The sequence below is a fragment of the Blautia sp. An46 genome (assembly GCF_002161645.1).
Taxonomy (GTDB): domain Bacteria; phylum Bacillota; class Clostridia; order Lachnospirales; family Lachnospiraceae; genus Blautia; species Blautia ornithocaccae.
On sequence record NZ_NFIF01000007.1, the window covers coordinates 155855 to 170206 of the forward strand.

At 45.2% G+C, this 14352-nt stretch carries 15 protein-coding genes and 1 rRNA gene; 14 read left to right on the forward strand and 2 right to left on the reverse strand.

Annotation, left to right across the window (positions count from 1 at the left end):
• The first annotated feature begins 4 nt into the window (after nt 1–4).
• From B5G00_RS07685 to rplA, 9 genes are all read left to right on the forward strand, one after another.
• A complete protein-coding gene (locus B5G00_RS07685; RefSeq protein WP_087270955.1) occupies nt 5–1507 on the forward strand; it encodes an alpha-N-arabinofuranosidase in 1503 nt (500 codons plus the stop codon).
• A 24-nt stretch (nt 1508–1531) separates the two neighbouring features.
• On the forward strand, nt 1532–3073 hold the full coding sequence (locus B5G00_RS07690; protein ID WP_087270958.1) for a glycoside hydrolase family 43 protein: 1542 nt from the start codon (nt 1532–1534) through the stop codon (nt 3071–3073).
• Between the two features lie 3 nt (nt 3074–3076).
• The gene (locus B5G00_RS07695; protein WP_087270961.1) at nt 3077–3337 is read left to right on the forward strand and encodes a DUF6171 family protein; all 261 of its coding nucleotides are present in this window, start codon (nt 3077–3079) and stop codon (nt 3335–3337) included.
• A 9-nt stretch (nt 3338–3346) separates the two neighbouring features.
• A complete protein-coding gene (locus B5G00_RS07700; protein ID WP_140403127.1) occupies nt 3347–3778 on the forward strand; it encodes a hypothetical protein in 432 nt (143 codons plus the stop codon).
• Nucleotides 3779–4043: 265 nt separating this feature from the next.
• Nucleotides 4044–4193 (forward strand): 50S ribosomal protein L33, encoded by a 150-nt coding sequence (gene rpmG / locus B5G00_RS07705; RefSeq protein WP_044925727.1) that lies wholly within the window; start codon nt 4044–4046, stop codon nt 4191–4193.
• 23 nt (nt 4194–4216) lie between these two features.
• Complete coding sequence (gene secE, locus B5G00_RS07710) at nt 4217–4423, forward strand: preprotein translocase subunit SecE (protein WP_087270966.1); 207 nt, start codon at nt 4217–4219, stop codon at nt 4421–4423.
• A 16-nt stretch (nt 4424–4439) separates the two neighbouring features.
• The gene (nusG, locus tag B5G00_RS07715; protein WP_087270969.1) at nt 4440–4961 is read left to right on the forward strand and encodes a transcription termination/antitermination protein NusG; all 522 of its coding nucleotides are present in this window, start codon (nt 4440–4442) and stop codon (nt 4959–4961) included.
• 92 nt (nt 4962–5053) lie between these two features.
• A complete protein-coding gene (rplK, locus tag B5G00_RS07720) occupies nt 5054–5479 on the forward strand; it encodes a 50S ribosomal protein L11 (RefSeq protein WP_087270972.1) in 426 nt (141 codons plus the stop codon).
• Nucleotides 5480–5536: 57 nt separating this feature from the next.
• Nucleotides 5537–6232 (forward strand): 50S ribosomal protein L1, encoded by a 696-nt coding sequence (gene rplA / locus B5G00_RS07725; RefSeq protein ID WP_087270974.1) that lies wholly within the window; start codon nt 5537–5539, stop codon nt 6230–6232.
• Nucleotides 6233–6340: 108 nt separating this feature from the next.
• Here the strand turns inward: rplA and B5G00_RS07730 are convergent, their stop codons facing one another.
• Nucleotides 6341–6907 (reverse strand): helix-turn-helix domain-containing protein, encoded by a 567-nt coding sequence (locus B5G00_RS07730; RefSeq protein ID WP_087270977.1) that lies wholly within the window; start codon nt 6905–6907, stop codon nt 6341–6343.
• 152 nt (nt 6908–7059) lie between these two features.
• Here B5G00_RS07730 and B5G00_RS07735 point away from each other — a divergent pair, with 152 nt between their 5' ends.
• Both B5G00_RS07735 and B5G00_RS07740 read left to right on the forward strand, forming a co-directional pair.
• Nucleotides 7060–7617, forward strand: a complete 558-nt coding sequence (locus tag B5G00_RS07735) for a DUF819 family protein (protein ID WP_087270980.1) — start codon at nt 7060–7062, stop codon at nt 7615–7617.
• A 3-nt stretch (nt 7618–7620) separates the two neighbouring features.
• Nucleotides 7621–9750, forward strand: coding sequence for a CocE/NonD family hydrolase (locus B5G00_RS07740; protein ID WP_087270983.1), 2130 nt, complete (start codon nt 7621–7623; stop codon nt 9748–9750).
• Nucleotides 9751–9768: 18 nt separating this feature from the next.
• Here the strand turns inward: B5G00_RS07740 and B5G00_RS07745 are convergent, their stop codons facing one another.
• A complete protein-coding gene (locus B5G00_RS07745) occupies nt 9769–10677 on the reverse strand; it encodes a LysR family transcriptional regulator (RefSeq protein WP_087270986.1) in 909 nt (302 codons plus the stop codon).
• A 157-nt stretch (nt 10678–10834) separates the two neighbouring features.
• Here B5G00_RS07745 and B5G00_RS07750 point away from each other — a divergent pair, with 157 nt between their 5' ends.
• From B5G00_RS07750 to B5G00_RS07760, 3 genes are all read left to right on the forward strand, one after another.
• On the forward strand, nt 10835–11809 hold the full coding sequence (locus tag B5G00_RS07750) for an NCS2 family permease (RefSeq protein ID WP_087270990.1): 975 nt from the start codon (nt 10835–10837) through the stop codon (nt 11807–11809).
• An 18-nt stretch (nt 11810–11827) separates the two neighbouring features.
• The gene (locus B5G00_RS07755; RefSeq protein ID WP_087271017.1) at nt 11828–13543 is read left to right on the forward strand and encodes an adenine deaminase C-terminal domain-containing protein; all 1716 of its coding nucleotides are present in this window, start codon (nt 11828–11830) and stop codon (nt 13541–13543) included.
• A gap of 474 nt (nt 13544–14017) precedes the next feature.
• Nucleotides 14018–14352 (forward strand): 16S ribosomal RNA (locus B5G00_RS07760); the annotation flags it as partial.

Below are 14352 nucleotides of genomic sequence, written 5' to 3' on the forward strand. Positions count from 1 at the left end.
ATATATGACAAAATTTGTGATCAATCCAAATGTAAAGAAAAGCAAGATCCACAAGGAAATCTACGGACATTTTTCCGAACACCTGGGAAGATGTATCTATGAGGGAATGTATGTAGGGGAAGACTCTCCGATCCCTAATGTAAACGGTATGCGTATCGACGTAGTGGAAGCTTTAAAGGAAATGAAGATCCCTGTACTTCGCTGGCCGGGCGGCTGCTTCGCTGATGAGTACCACTGGAAAGACGGAGTAGGCCCAAAAGAAAACAGAAAGAAGATCATCAATACCCACTGGGGCGGCGTTGTAGAAGACAACAGCTTTGGTACCCATGAGTTCTTTGAACTGTGCCGTCAGTTAGGCTGCGAGGCATATGTAAATGGAAACGTAGGCAGCGGAACTGTACAGGAAATGTCAGAGTGGGTAGAATATATGACCTTTGACGGAGTATCCCCCATGGCAGACTGGAGAAAAGAAAACGGTCAGGAAAATTCCTGGGATGTGGCTTTCTTTGGTGTAGGCAATGAGAACTGGGGATGCGGCGGAAATATGACGCCGGAATTTTATGCCAACGAGTACCGGAGATATCAGACCTATGTGAGAGACTATAAAGCAGATAAGAAAATTTACAAGATCGCCTGCGGTCCAAACGTAGATGACTATGAGTGGACAGAAGGAGTTATGTCGACCTGCTTCCGCCACAGCCAGCCTTTCCAGCACGGATTTATGGATGGCCTTTCTCTTCATTATTACACCCATCCAGAAGGCTGGGAGATCAAGGGAAGCGCCACTGACTTTGATGATAAGGTATGGTATAAGACCCTGAGCAAGACTCTCTATATGGATGAGCTGATCCGCCGTCATGGAGCTATCATGGACAAGTATGATCCTAAAAAAGAAATCGGCCTGATCGTTGACGAGTGGGGAACATGGTTCACCGTAGAGCCGGGAACCAATCCAGGATTCCTTTATCAGCAGAACACTATGAGAGACGCTCTGGTGGCTGGTATTAACCTGAACATCTTTAACAAACACAGCGACCGTGTACGGATGGCCAATATCGCTCAGATCGTCAATGTACTTCAGTCTGTAATCCTTACAGAAGGAGAAAAGATGATTAAGACTCCTACCTATCATGTATTTAATATGTACAAATACCATCAGGACGCTATGCTGGTGGACAGCTATATAGATACAGAAACCATAGGCGTGGAAGAAGAATATCAGGTACCGAATCTTACCGAGTCTGTTTCTGTAGACGAAAATGGCGTTCTGCATATTACAGTTACCAACCTTTCTCTTACAGAGGACTATGAGATTGATACTACGATTCTGGAAAAGAATATTTCTGAAGTAAAGGGTGAGATCCTTACAGAAGAAATGCATGCCATGAATACTTTTGAGGAACCGGAAACTGTCTGCACAAAAGAATTTACAGACGTGAAGATCACAGATAAAGGCCTGGCCTTTACCATTCCGGCCTGCAGTGTCCTGCATTTGTCTGTAAAGTAAAAAAGATAAGAAAGGAAGTATAAGATGAGAGTAACAAATCCGATCATGGAGATCGATATGCCGGATATTGATATTATACGTGTAAATGATATGTACTATATGGTGTCTACAACTATGTTTGTGACGCCAGGAGCGCCTGTTTTAAGATCCGGGGATTTGGTACACTGGGAAATTACTTCTTATATCTTTAACGTCATCGAAGATAATCCCGGTTATAGGCTGGAAGAGGGAAAAAATGCCTATGGGCAGGGACAGTGGGCCACCAGTCTGAAATACTATGAAGGTAAATTCTACGCCTGCTTTGCATGTAATGATCTGCAGAAAACATATATATACAGCACAGATGATATAGAAAAAACAGGCTGGGAACGTATAACCCTAGATGGTATTTATCATGATATGTCCTTTGTCTTTGAGGACGGACATATTTATCTGGTTTACGGCAATGGGGAAATAAGAATTGTGGAACTGGAGAGTGATCTGTCGGGAATAAAGCGCGGAGGAGTACAGCGTCTTTTGTTTTCTACCCCAAAAGAGGGGATAGGATTGAGATGTGAAGGCTGCCGCTGGATTGCAAAGGATAATTTCCATTATTTTTTCTTTATTGACTGGCCGACTGTCGGCAGGAAGAGGAGACGGGTGATCTGTTATCGTTCTGCCCAGCTTTTAGGGGATTATGAGTGTAAAGTGCTGGTTGATGATGATATGGGATTCTTCAACAATGGAATCGCTCAGGGAACTCTTATTGATACAAAAGAGGGAGAGTGGTATGCCATGCTGTTCCAGGATCATGGAGCAGTAGGAAGGATTCCATATCTGATGCCTGTTACATGGGAGGAGAACTGGCCGGTGCTGGCGCCGGGAGGAAAGATCCCCCGAAGTTTTGAAACGTCTTTTGAAGAGTATAAGGCAGAACCCCTTATTATCAGCGATAGCTTTTCCTATGAGAAAGATTGTTTAAAGCCTCAGTGGGAATGGAACCATAATCCTGTACCCGGCGGCTGGTCCCTCACGAAAAGAACCGGATACCTGAGACTGTTTTCCAAAGTTCCGGCAGCAAATCTTATGGAAGCTCGTGGAACACTGACTCAAAAAACAGAGAGTCCATATTCTTCTTTTACGATAGAAATAGACGCTTCAGGTATGAAGCCTCAGGAATTTGCCGGCCTTACGGCGTTTCAGGGAACTTATGGGTCTGTGGGAATAAGAGCACAGGAGAAAGGCGCTTTTGCGGTAGAAGTAGTCAAGGGAAAACTGGGGCAGGGAGAAACGGTAGAAATTTCTGTTCCTATAAAGTCCGGTCAGTGTTTTCTTAGAATTGATTTCGATTATTGCGAACTTAAGGATAGGGCAGCTTTCTACTGGTCGTATGATGGAGAAAACTGGGAGACGATCGGAACACAGCTTCAGATGAAATATACTCTGGATTTATTTATCGGCTACAGAATCGGTATCTTTTGCTATGGGAATAAGACGGGAGGATACGCAGATTTCAGAAATTTTATTTTTCAAAATAAGATATCCGGGAAGGGGGCGCTTTCCGACAGCGCTTCAGGTGTGAAATAGACCATGGATCAGCCCAAAAGATTTTGTAAAAAATGTCTTCTGGAAGACATCGCAGAAGAAGATTTTCTGAGGAACATGAGACAGTATATCCAGGGCTTGGATGAGGAGATAAAAACAGAAAGCCAGGAGTATCAAAGACGCCTGGCTTTCTGCAAAGAATGCGATAATCTTATAAATGGGATGTGCCGTATATGTGGCTGTTTTGTGGAGTACCGGGCGGCGGTGGAGAAAAATCACTGTCCGGGAACAGAAAAAAAGTGGTGAAGTATAAATATGTATAAACCAGAAAATTTATTGTATACAGGAGAAACAGATATGGAAGCATATCCTAAATTTACCATGTCCTTTAGTATTGGCTCATCGAATAAAGAGCGGATTGAGGCTTTTGAATTGTATCAAAGAGCTTTTAAAGCAAAAAAAATATTGGAAAGTACACCGCCGGATAACGATGATATTCATATTATGATGGAAATTTATGGACAAGAGATTTTGATCGGCCCAGGAAAAAGTATGGGTACTGGATTTCAGGGAGTTCTATGCTGTGAGGTCCGTTATGATAAAAAAGAAGATTTTTGGGAAGCTTATAATGAAATAGGCAAAGAAGCCCAAAGTTATCATACGGAAGGTCCATATCCTTGGGCAGCAATACTGGGACTTGTAGTTGATAAATTCGGGATAGGATGGGCTTTATACTATAACGAATAAATTTATTTCATCTGGAAAAGAACTGCGCGAAGATGAAAAGAATGAGCAAAGAATAACCTCGTTGTAGAAAAAACTTGACAAAGACCTGCTTCTATGATACGCTTGTGTAGCGACACTGGAAGTAGGTCTTTTTTTTGTGCCTAAATTTACAGTGAAAACTGAAGTTTATAATAAGGAAAAGATCTTTGTCGCAGTAGCAAGATGTTGCGTAGACGGCAGTAACGTGAGCTGCCGGCGATAAAAGACACATGGAGGTGGAGAAGTCGTGCGCGTAAAGATCACATTGGCATGTACGGAATGCAAACAGCGTAACTACAACATGACAAAGGAAAAAAAGAATCATCCAGAACGTTTGGAGACAAAGAAGTACTGTAAATTCTGCAGAACTCATACATTGCACAAAGAAACCAAGTAATCAGGTTTAAGAGGGTGAAATATATGAAGGCAGAAAAGAAGCAGAAATCTTCAAAAGCCAGCCAATGGATACAGGGACTTCAGGCTGAATTTAAGAAGATCGTCTGGCCTGATAAGCCGACACTGGTTAAGCAGACCATTGCAGTTGTATGTATCACTGCAGTTTTAGGTGTCATCATTGCTGTTATCGACAGCGGAGTACTGCAGCTGCTGAACCTGATCATTAAGTAAGGACAAGGTGAGTAAAATGTCAGAAGCAAATTGGTATGTTGTTCACACCTATTCCGGGTATGAGAACAAGGTAAAAGCCAACATTGACAAGACAATTGAAAACAGACACCTGGAGGACCAGATCTTAGAAGTTCGTGTACCCATGGAAGACGTAGTGGAACTGAAGAACGGCGAGAAAAAGCAGGTTCAGAGAAAGATGTTCCCGGGATACGTTCTGATCCATATGGTGATGAATGACGACACCTGGTATGTTGTAAGAAATACCAGAGGTGTTACAGGCTTTGTTGGTCCGGGTTCCAAGGCGGTTCCCCTTACCGAGCAGGAGATCGATGCATTGGGCATCGCTACTGTAAGAGATGTGGAAGTAGACTTTGGAGTGGGCGACAGTGTTGTTGTCACAGGAGGCGTGTGGAAGGATACTGTGGGCGTTGTTCAGAGTATCAATGAAGCAAAGCAGATCGTGACGATCAATGTTGAGCTGTTCGGCCGCGAAACGCCGGTAGAGATAAGTTTCGCAGAAGTTAAGAGTCTTTCATAAGACAAAAAAGCAACAGTGAGAAAGGGCCATAATGTCACATGGCTCGTGGGAGGGACATCCCCGCAATTACCACATTATAGGAGGTGCCGAAAATGGCAAAGAAAGTTACAGGTTATATTAAATTACAGATTCCTGCTGGAAAGGCTACACCAGCTCCACCAGTTGGTCCTGCATTAGGACAGCACGGTGTAAACATCGTACAGTTTACAAAGGAATTCAACGCAAGAACAGCAGACAAGGGTGACCTGATCATCCCGGTTGTTATTACAGTATATGCGGACAGAAGCTTCAGCTTCATCACAAAAACTCCGCCGGCTGCAGTTTTATTAAAGAAAGCTTGCAACATTAAATCAGGTTCAGGCGTTCCAAATAAAAACAAAGTCGCTACAATTTCCAAAGCTAAGATCCAGGAAATCGCAGAGATGAAGATGCCAGACTTAAATGCAGCATCCTTAGAGGCAGCTATGAGCATGATCGCTGGTACTGCAAGAAGTATGGGTATTACTGTAGAAGAGTAATTTATCAACAAACGTGGGAGGGACATTCCCGCAATTACCACTAGGAGGTTATTTTATATGAAACGCGGAAAGAAATACACAGAAGCTGCGAAAGCAGTAAATCGTGGAAATTTATATGACCCGGAAGAGGCCATTTCTTTAGTAAAGAAAACAGCTGTAGCAAAATTCGACGAGACCATCGAAGCTCATATCAGAACAGGCTGTGACGGACGTCACGCAGAGCAGCAGATCCGTGGTGCCGTTGTACTTCCTCACGGAACAGGTAAGACTGTACGTGTACTGGTATTCGCTAAGAATGCTAAGGCAGATGAGGCACAGGCAGCAGGCGCTGACTACGTAGGAGCAGAAGAACTGATCCCGAAGATCCAGAACGAAGGATGGCTGGATTTTGACGTAGTAGTTGCAACTCCGGATATGATGGGTGTTGTTGGTCGTCTGGGACGTGTTCTCGGACCTAAAGGCTTAATGCCAAACCCAAAAGCCGGTACAGTAACCATGGACGTGGCAAAAGCCGTTCAGGATATCAAAGCTGGTAAGATTGAGTATCGTCTTGACAAAACAAACATCATTCACGTGCCAATCGGAAAAGCTTCTTTCACAGAGGAGCAGTTAGCGGACAACTTCCAGACGCTTATGGGAGCTATCATCAAGGCTAGACCAAGCGCATTAAAGGGTGTGTTCTTAAAGAGCGTATCCCTGGCTTCCACTATGGGACCAAGCGTAAAGGTCAACCCGGTTAAGTTAGCTCAGTAATAGATGAAAAATAACAGGCGGCTCGCTTTGCGGGCCGCCTGTTGTCATGAATGGAGACCCTTATACGGAGCATTTAATCTTGCTTTGCATAAGGGCCTTTTTTGACAATTACCTTACTAAATCCATCCGTCCCCACACCGGCGGCGAAATAGCAGAAATCCCTTTTACGGGGACGTCTCCGGTATTTTTGCAGATATGGGGAAAATCCTTTTCAATCACTGTGCTGTCTCCGGGATTCAAAACTACTTCTGTCTCCCCTATCTGCACAGTGAGGGTTCCTTCCGTGACATAGATGGATTCTTCCGAGTGGTGCCGGATAGGCACAGCCACGTCCTGGGCATGGGGAGCTACCTCAAAGTGTATGAGAAGAGTTTGGGGAGAAAATTCCGGAGAGGGAAGAGGACTTAGGAAACGGTATAGTACCTTGCCGTCCTCTGAGCAGCGGATAAGCTGCTGCTCCTTTCGCAGGGTGAGGTTTCCCCGGATTTCCATATCATCTAAAAGCAGATATAAAGGAACCTGAAGCACGGAAGCAATTTTTCTCAGACTTGACAGAGAAGGGTCGATTTCCCCTCGTTCTACCTGAGAAATATAACTGATGGACATACCTGCCTCCTGGGCCAGTTCCTTCATAGTCAGATTCTGTTGTTTTCGGTATTCTCTTATCTTTAACATAATAAAACCTCCGTACAGGTATTATAAATCATCAAAAAAGAAAAAACAATGAAATTTCATTGCTTTAGATTGACAAAGAGTTTTATAAATAGTAAAATCTTATGCAATATATGCGATAAAATACAGTATTTATAAAATTATAAGGAGGAAACATGAAAATTACAGATGTGAAGATGGAGAAGTTTTCCATTGAGCTGACAGAGCCTTTTAAGGTGGCTTTCGCAGAAGTAGTTTCCACAAAGCTTTCCAGCTTTATGAGTGCAGATTTTGCCAGTGCAGGAAGGATCCTTTTGATCTCTACTATTTCCATTATTGTGGCCCAGGTGCCGGCTGTACGGCAGCTCCGGGGAGCGATGAACCTTGGATTGTTCTTTGGAATGATGTATCTTGTTATTGTGGGATTCTCTGTAAATATTAAGGGATTCCTGACCTCAGCAGCTACGATTACCCTGTTCTGCCTCTGCGTTATTGCAGGAAGTCTGCTCCTGCATGTACTCATTACCAGACTTTTAAAGATCCGATATGAGTATGTGCTTCTGGGAATCGTGGGAGCTATCGCTGACGGCACCACTTCCTCCCTGGTAGCGTCAGGAGCAAGGTGGAAAAGCCTGGTAAGCGTGGGGATGCTCATGGGCGTTATCGGCGGCGTCTGTGGAAACTATGTGGGAATCGCAGTTGCGTATCTGATCCGTATGATCACGGGGGCATAAAATATGAAAACACAGTGGAATTTTTATCTTTCCGGTATTTTATATGGAAAGATTTATGAAGAACAAGAAACAAAGACCGTTTCTCTTTTAGACGTATATACAGGAAAATGGGGGCAGGAGAAGCCCTTTACTCAGGAAGAAAGTCTCTTTTTCCAGAAGCTGTGCAGCAGGGATCTGCGGGAGTTCTTTGAGGAAAAAAGTGAGTATGAAGAAAATATAAGAAAAGCTCCGGCGGGTTTTGTGACGGGTAAAGGGGAAGCGTTTACCTTCCGCAGGGGGGAGAGCTATTTCCAGCGGCACCGGAAGTTCCCCAAGGACCTTTTCTTTGACAGGGAAGGAATCTATGCAGTGCTTATGAGCGCCAGAGATACAGTAGGAGTGCTGGTGAAAAAAGGCTGGGAGGAAAAGACGGTGCTGAGGGAGTGGAAAAAGGTATATCCCCGGCAGAATCCGGAATGTGATGAATTCCAGCCTGGCCCGGTATGGCCGGTGTCACAGCCCAAAACCTTTTATGTGACTACCAGAGACGGGGAAAGGCTGGCTACAGATGTGTACCTGCCCCTGGGAATCCAGGAAAAATGCCCTGCTGTCCTGGTAAGGACTCCCTATGGAAAGTCCAAGGGCACAGAGGTCTACTGGCGCTTTGTCCAAAGAGGCTATGCTTTGGTGATCCAGGACACCAGAGGACGGGAGGACAGTACAGGAGAATGGCTGCCCCAGCATTTTGAAGTGGAGGATGGAGATGACACTTTGAACTGGATTGCTGCTCAGCTCTGGAGCGACGGACAGGTGAGCATGACAGGAGGCTCCTACCTGGGCTATGTGCAGTGGGCGGCAGCAGCCAGCGGAAATCCTCATCTGAAGGCTATGCTGAGCAGTGTCTGCGCCGGCAGTGCTTTTGTGGACATTCCCAGGAGAGGCGGCTGCTTTAATTCGGGCATGCTGGCCTGGGGATTTGCCATGTCAGAGCGTCAGATGCGGCCAGAGCTTATGGCTCAGGAGAACTGGGACGAGATCCTGAAAACCCGTCCTCTGAAGGACATTCCCAAAATCGCTTTAGGCCATGAGGTGGACTTCCTCACAAAATGGCTGGAGCACAGGGATATGGACCAATTCTGGAAGAAGAATAACTGGAAGGCCCGGTATCAGGGCAATCCGGTGCCGGCCCTGATCCTTTCCGGCTGGTTTGATGACAACGGCATGGGAACCACAGAGGCTCTGGAGCTTGTGAAAACCTGGCCAAAGGGAACCTGGAAGGCAGTTCTGGGGCCGTGGAAGCACAGCGGCAATGCAGATTACGATATTCACAATATCTATATGGGTGAAGACGCCCTTCGATATGATGTGGATATGCTTTGCATGATGTGGCTGGAACACTTCTTAAAAGGTGCGGAAAATGGTATTGAGAAGACTCCGGCTGTGGAATATTACACTCTGGGAGAAGACTGCTGGAAAAGTGCTGAGAACTGGCCACCCGAAAATACGGTATCAGAGAAGCTGTATCTGGCAGGGGGACAAGCTCCTGCAAAAGGAGACAGAGAGAGCTGCGGCAAGGGAAGGCTGACGGCTGCCTTTGGTGAGAAAAAGGGCGCAGAGGAATACACCTACGATCCGGAAAATCCTGCAGTACATCTGGTGGATATGTCGGAAAATGAACTGGAAGTACCGGAGGATTATACCAAGGAGGAAAAGCGGGAGGATATCCTTTCCTTTACTACAGAGAAACTGTCCAGCCCTGTGACCATAACCGGAGAACTGTCCGTGCTGCTTTATGCATCCTGCGACTGTCCGGACACAGATTTCTTCGTGAGGATCACCGATGTGGACGAGCAGGGAAAATCTGTGAAACTGGCGGATGGAGTCCTGGGAGCCAAATACAGAAATGGATTTGAACATCCTCAGTATATGGAAGAGGGGAAAGTTTATCCTATAAGAATCCGTACGACTAAGATTTCCAACACCTTCCAGGAAGGCCATAGGATTCGACTTACCATAACATCCAGCGGAGAGAATTTTATCTTCCCTAACAGCAATACCGAAGAAGGGTTTGACAGTGATAAAGTTCAGAAAGCCAAAATCAAAATTCACTGGGGAGGGGATACTCTTTCCAGAATAGAATTTTTCAGGGAGTGACAGTGCGGAAATCAGGTTTTATAGCTGTTCCTGGGCAATTTTGATAAAATCCTGGGCGTAGGAGGGAAGATAGGCGCCTTTTCTGCTGGCAATGGTGAGGGTGCTGAAAACGCCCTTCTCTCCCACGGAAAAACAGGCGGGAGGGGTGTCAAAGTGCATATTTTTAATATAAGTTTCCGGCACAAAACATAATCCCATACCTTCCATGCAAAGCCGGACGCTGGTCTCTGTATTTCTGGTGCGGACAGAGACTTGAGGTTTTATACCCCAGGTTTCAAAAAGCTCCAGAGCAAGCTGACCAGTGGTCTGATCAGGAAAATGAAGGATAAATTCTTCTTTTTCCAGAAGTCTCAGGTCCATCCAGAGATGCTTCATTTCAGATCTTTTCATACCCCGGCCCGCCATAGGGTGATCCGGAGGCATTACCAGGAGTATCTCTTCCCTAAGCAGTGTTTCATAAGAAAGTTTGGGGTGAGGCCTTGTCTCGTTGAAGATTCCAAAATCCAGTTCATCATTTAAAAGAAGCTTCTCCTGAATGGCATGGGCCTCCTCCATAAAATTTACCCGGACACCGGGATATTTTTTATGAAACACCTTCATAATAGAAGGTACCATACAGGAACTGCGCATCAGAGGAAAAGCGATATTCAATTCTCCATCCATACAGGCATTCATATCTTTGAGCTCCCGCTCCCAATCCTGATTCAGCGCCAGCACCTTTCTGGCGTATTCCAGATATCTGCGTCCCAGATAAGTCGGGACGTAGGTATTTCCGCTGCGGCTAAAAAGCTTGCCGCCCATTTCCCGTTCCAGCTTCTGCAGACATTTGCTCAGAGTGGGCTGAGAGATATACAACTCTTCTGCGGCTTTTGTAAGATTCTGGTATCTGGCAATACTCAACGCATAATTCAATTCCTGAAAATTCATTTAGCCTTCCCCTCTTTTATTCCATTTCGGCATAATTTTTCTGAAAAATATGAATTGGACACATTTCTTTCTCCTATTTTACAATAGAAGAAGTTTAGGGTCAAAGGGGTTTTCCTGCTTTGTCCTGACAATATAAAGAAGAAGGAGTGTACTACTAATGAAAAAATGGCTTGAAAAACAATTTCAGCTGTCTTCCTACGGCACAAATGTAAAAACAGAGCTGCTGGCAGGACTTACTACTTTTGTAACTATGGCTTATGTACTGGCAACGGTTCCCAGTCTCCTGGGAAATGCAGGATTGGATCGGAACGTAATGTTCACGGCTATGATCCTTCTGATCATTCTTACTACCTGTGCTATGGCTTTTTATACCAACCGTCCTTTCGCCCTTGCTCCGGGACTTGTTCCTGGAGGCATGATCTTTGCTATTTTAATTACCACAGTGATCGGAATTCCTTTCGGAGTTACAGAACTGCCTTCTTCGCCATTTTCCCTTCCGGCAGGCATTGGCAGCCAATTTATGAATATTGATTTTATCGGGGCATTGGATTTTGCCTATATTCCGTTCCTTATTGCCTTATTTATACCAGACTTTTTTTCTACTTTCGGTACAGTGCTTGGCGTAGGAGCCAAAGCCGGATATCTGGATGAAGACGGCAATCTTCCGGGGATTGATAAGTGCTTTAAAGTAGATGCCATTGCTACCAGTTTCGGGGCGCTTTTTGGCATGCCCAGTATGACTACCTATCTGGAATCCTCTGCAGGTGTGGAAGCGGGAGGAAAAACGGGACTTACAGTTATCTTTACCAGTATCTTTTTTGCACTGTCTCTTTTTCTTTCTCCTCTTGCGCTGATCATTCCCTCTGCAGCTACAGGCCCCATCCTTATCTTTATCGGGATTAACATGCTGAGCAGCATGAGCAAGATCCATTATGAAGATCTGACAGAAGCAGTTCCGGCCTTTATCTGCATTGCATTTACAATTTTTGCCAATAATATTGCAAATGGTATCTGTGCCGCAATTCCGGCCTACTTTATTATGAAGATCGCTGCCGGAAAGGTCAAAGAACTGTCTCCAGTGATGTATATCATGGTAGCAGTCTGTCTTCTGTATTTTTACACACTTATTTAGGAAAGGATCCTTATGAAAATGGAAAAGGTTTCTCTTCTCATTAAGAATGCTCAGGTGTTTAATACATACCTGAAAAAATTTGTCCCGGCAGATGTATCTGTCCTGCAGGGAAAATTTTATTACATCGACCGGGAAAAATCCCAGGACTTTCAGGCAGAGGAAGTCCTGGACGCCCGGGGCATGTATATGATACCTGGATTTATTGACATACATATGCATATTGAAAGCTCGATGATGACTCCGGGACCATTTGGTAACTTCCTGGCAGGATGCGGCGTGACTACGATAGTTTCAGAACCCCATGAGATTGCTAATGTAAAGGGCATGCGGGGAATACTGGAGATGATTGCAGCTGCCGAAGATACTCCCATTGATATTTATTACGGGATACCCAGCAGTGTTCCATCTACCAGCCGGGAGCTGGAGACTACCGGCGGAGTGATCGACTTCCAGGCCATGAAGCATCTGCTGGAGGAAAAGGATGTGGTATGTGTAGGCGAGATTATGAATTACCGGCAGATTATAAAAGAAAATGAGCTGGAAATTACCCGTTTTCTGGACTACCTGCGCACAGAAAAGCCAGGCTATGTGATCGAGGGACACTGTCCCTCTCTAACAGGGCTGGATCTGGCGAAGTTTCTTTATCTGGGGATTAATGGGGATCATACAGAGCACACCTTGGAAGAGGTACGTCAGCGGATTGAAAACGGTATGTTCTTTGAACTTCAGGAGAAAATGCTCCGTGAGGAAATCATTGCCTATATTCGAGAGAATAATCTCTTTGAATATGTAAGTTTTGTTACAGACGATACAATGGCAGATACGCTTTATGAGACCGGCCACCTTAATGCGGTAGCGGAGAATGCAGTGAAAAAAGGCTTTCCTCTGGAGCAGGCAATTTATTGTGCTACCTATACGCCCAGCCGCCGTATGCATTTATATGACCGGGGCGCTATTGCTCCGGGGCTTGTAGCAGATTTTCAACTGCTTCGGGATCCGGCCCATTTTCAGCCGGAGTACGTTTTTAAGAACGGAGCATTGATTTTTTCCGGAAGGAAAGGATCTGTCTCACGGACAGCCCATAGATTCCCTGAGGATTTTTATAATAGTGTGATTCTGCCGCCTTTGTCAGAGAGAAATTTTGAGATTCCGGCGCCGGCTGGGGCCACTTCTGTTATGGTCCGTGCCATGGAAGTATCAGGAGACCGGACCCAGACCAGGGAGAAGCTGATACCTATGGCGGTAAAAAACGGGAAACTTGACTGGCAGGGCAGCGGCTGTCTGCTGGCTATGGCGATAGAACGTCATGGAAAAAACGGAAATATCGGCTATGGCTTTGTGACCGGGAACTGTATGAAACATGGGACAGTGGCAACTACCTACTGTCATGATCACCACAATCTTCTTGTTGCAGGGGATTCTCCGGAGGATATGCTTCTGGCGGTCTGCAGGCTTCAGGAACTCCAGGGTGGTTTCCTTACAGCAGATAAGGGGAAAATCCTTGCAGAGCTGGCCCTCCCTGTGGCAGGTCTGCTTTCAGAAAAACCATTAAAAGAGACTGCACAGAGCTTGAAGGCTGTACGGCAGAGTATGGAGAATCTGGGGTATGCCCATTATAATCCAATCATGTCTTTCGCAACCCTGGGACTTCCGGTAAGTCCGGCTTTAAAGCTGACAGATAAGGGCTTGATAGATGTAAAAAGAGGGAAAATAGTTCCTCTTATCCTATTATAAAGACAGGCTGTCCGAACTCAGGAGGCTTATATGCCATGAGAAGGACAGCCTTCTCATTAAAGCAGCCAGAGAAACAGCTTTTAAGTTGATAAAAAGTCTGCAGTTAAGCAATTATAATTATCAGAATATTCTAAATTAAATATAAAACATATAATTTTTAACAAATTCAAAAAACTTATTGACAAAGGGAAAACACTGTGGTATTCTAACATAGCTGTCGGCGAGAGCGGTGCTCTCAGGAACTTCTGAAAATCTTGAAAAAAGAAATTTTCAAGAAAATGAAAAAAGTTCTTGACAAGCCAGAAAAGATGTGATAATCTGATATGGCTGTCGCAAGACAGGGACCTTGATAACTGAACAGTGAAACACATGAACTGAAAATTCTTTTACATTCATTTTTAAAAACGGTTCAACGAACCAAAACAGTAAAAGGTTTGGATAAGCGAGAGTTTATCATGACCTGGAACAAACACTTTATCAGAGAGTTTGATCCTGGCTCAGGATGAACGCTGGCGGCGTGCCTAACACATGCAAGTCGAGCGAAGCACTTAACTTAGATTCTTCGGATGAAGAGTTTTGTGACTGAGCGGCGGACGGGTGAGTAACACGTAGGTAACCTGCCTCACACAGGGGGATAACAGTTAGAAATGACTGCTAATACCGCATAAGCGCACAGGGCTGCATGGCCCAGTGTGAAAAGCTCCGGCGGTGTGAGATGGACCTGCGTCTGATTAGCCAGTTGGCGGGGTAACGGCCCACCAAAGCGACGATCAGTAGCCGGCCTGAGAGGGTGGACGGCCACATTGGGA

Coding starts and splice junctions, on each gene's coding strand:
- B5G00_RS07755 (WP_087271017.1), top strand. CDS start 11,828: ATGGAAAAGGTTTCTCTTCTCATTAAGAATGCTCAGGTGTTTAATACA.
- B5G00_RS07695 (WP_087270961.1), top strand. CDS start 3,077: ATGGATCAGCCCAAAAGATTTTGTAAAAAATGTCTTCTGGAAGACATC.
- B5G00_RS07700 (WP_140403127.1), top strand. CDS start 3,347: ATGTATAAACCAGAAAATTTATTGTATACAGGAGAAACAGATATGGAA.
- rplA (WP_087270974.1), top strand. CDS start 5,537: ATGAAACGCGGAAAGAAATACACAGAAGCTGCGAAAGCAGTAAATCGT.
- secE (WP_087270966.1), top strand. CDS start 4,217: ATGAAGGCAGAAAAGAAGCAGAAATCTTCAAAAGCCAGCCAATGGATA.
- B5G00_RS07750 (WP_087270990.1), top strand. CDS start 10,835: ATGAAAAAATGGCTTGAAAAACAATTTCAGCTGTCTTCCTACGGCACA.
- B5G00_RS07690 (WP_087270958.1), top strand. CDS start 1,532: ATGAGAGTAACAAATCCGATCATGGAGATCGATATGCCGGATATTGAT.
- B5G00_RS07685 (WP_087270955.1), top strand. CDS start 5: ATGACAAAATTTGTGATCAATCCAAATGTAAAGAAAAGCAAGATCCAC.
- B5G00_RS07730 (WP_087270977.1), bottom strand. CDS start 6,907: ATGTTAAAGATAAGAGAATACCGAAAACAACAGAATCTGACTATGAAG.
- B5G00_RS07735 (WP_087270980.1), top strand. CDS start 7,060: ATGAAAATTACAGATGTGAAGATGGAGAAGTTTTCCATTGAGCTGACA.
- rplK (WP_087270972.1), top strand. CDS start 5,054: ATGGCAAAGAAAGTTACAGGTTATATTAAATTACAGATTCCTGCTGGA.
- B5G00_RS07745 (WP_087270986.1), bottom strand. CDS start 10,677: ATGAATTTTCAGGAATTGAATTATGCGTTGAGTATTGCCAGATACCAG.
- B5G00_RS07740 (WP_087270983.1), top strand. CDS start 7,621: ATGAAAACACAGTGGAATTTTTATCTTTCCGGTATTTTATATGGAAAG.
- nusG (WP_087270969.1), top strand. CDS start 4,440: ATGTCAGAAGCAAATTGGTATGTTGTTCACACCTATTCCGGGTATGAG.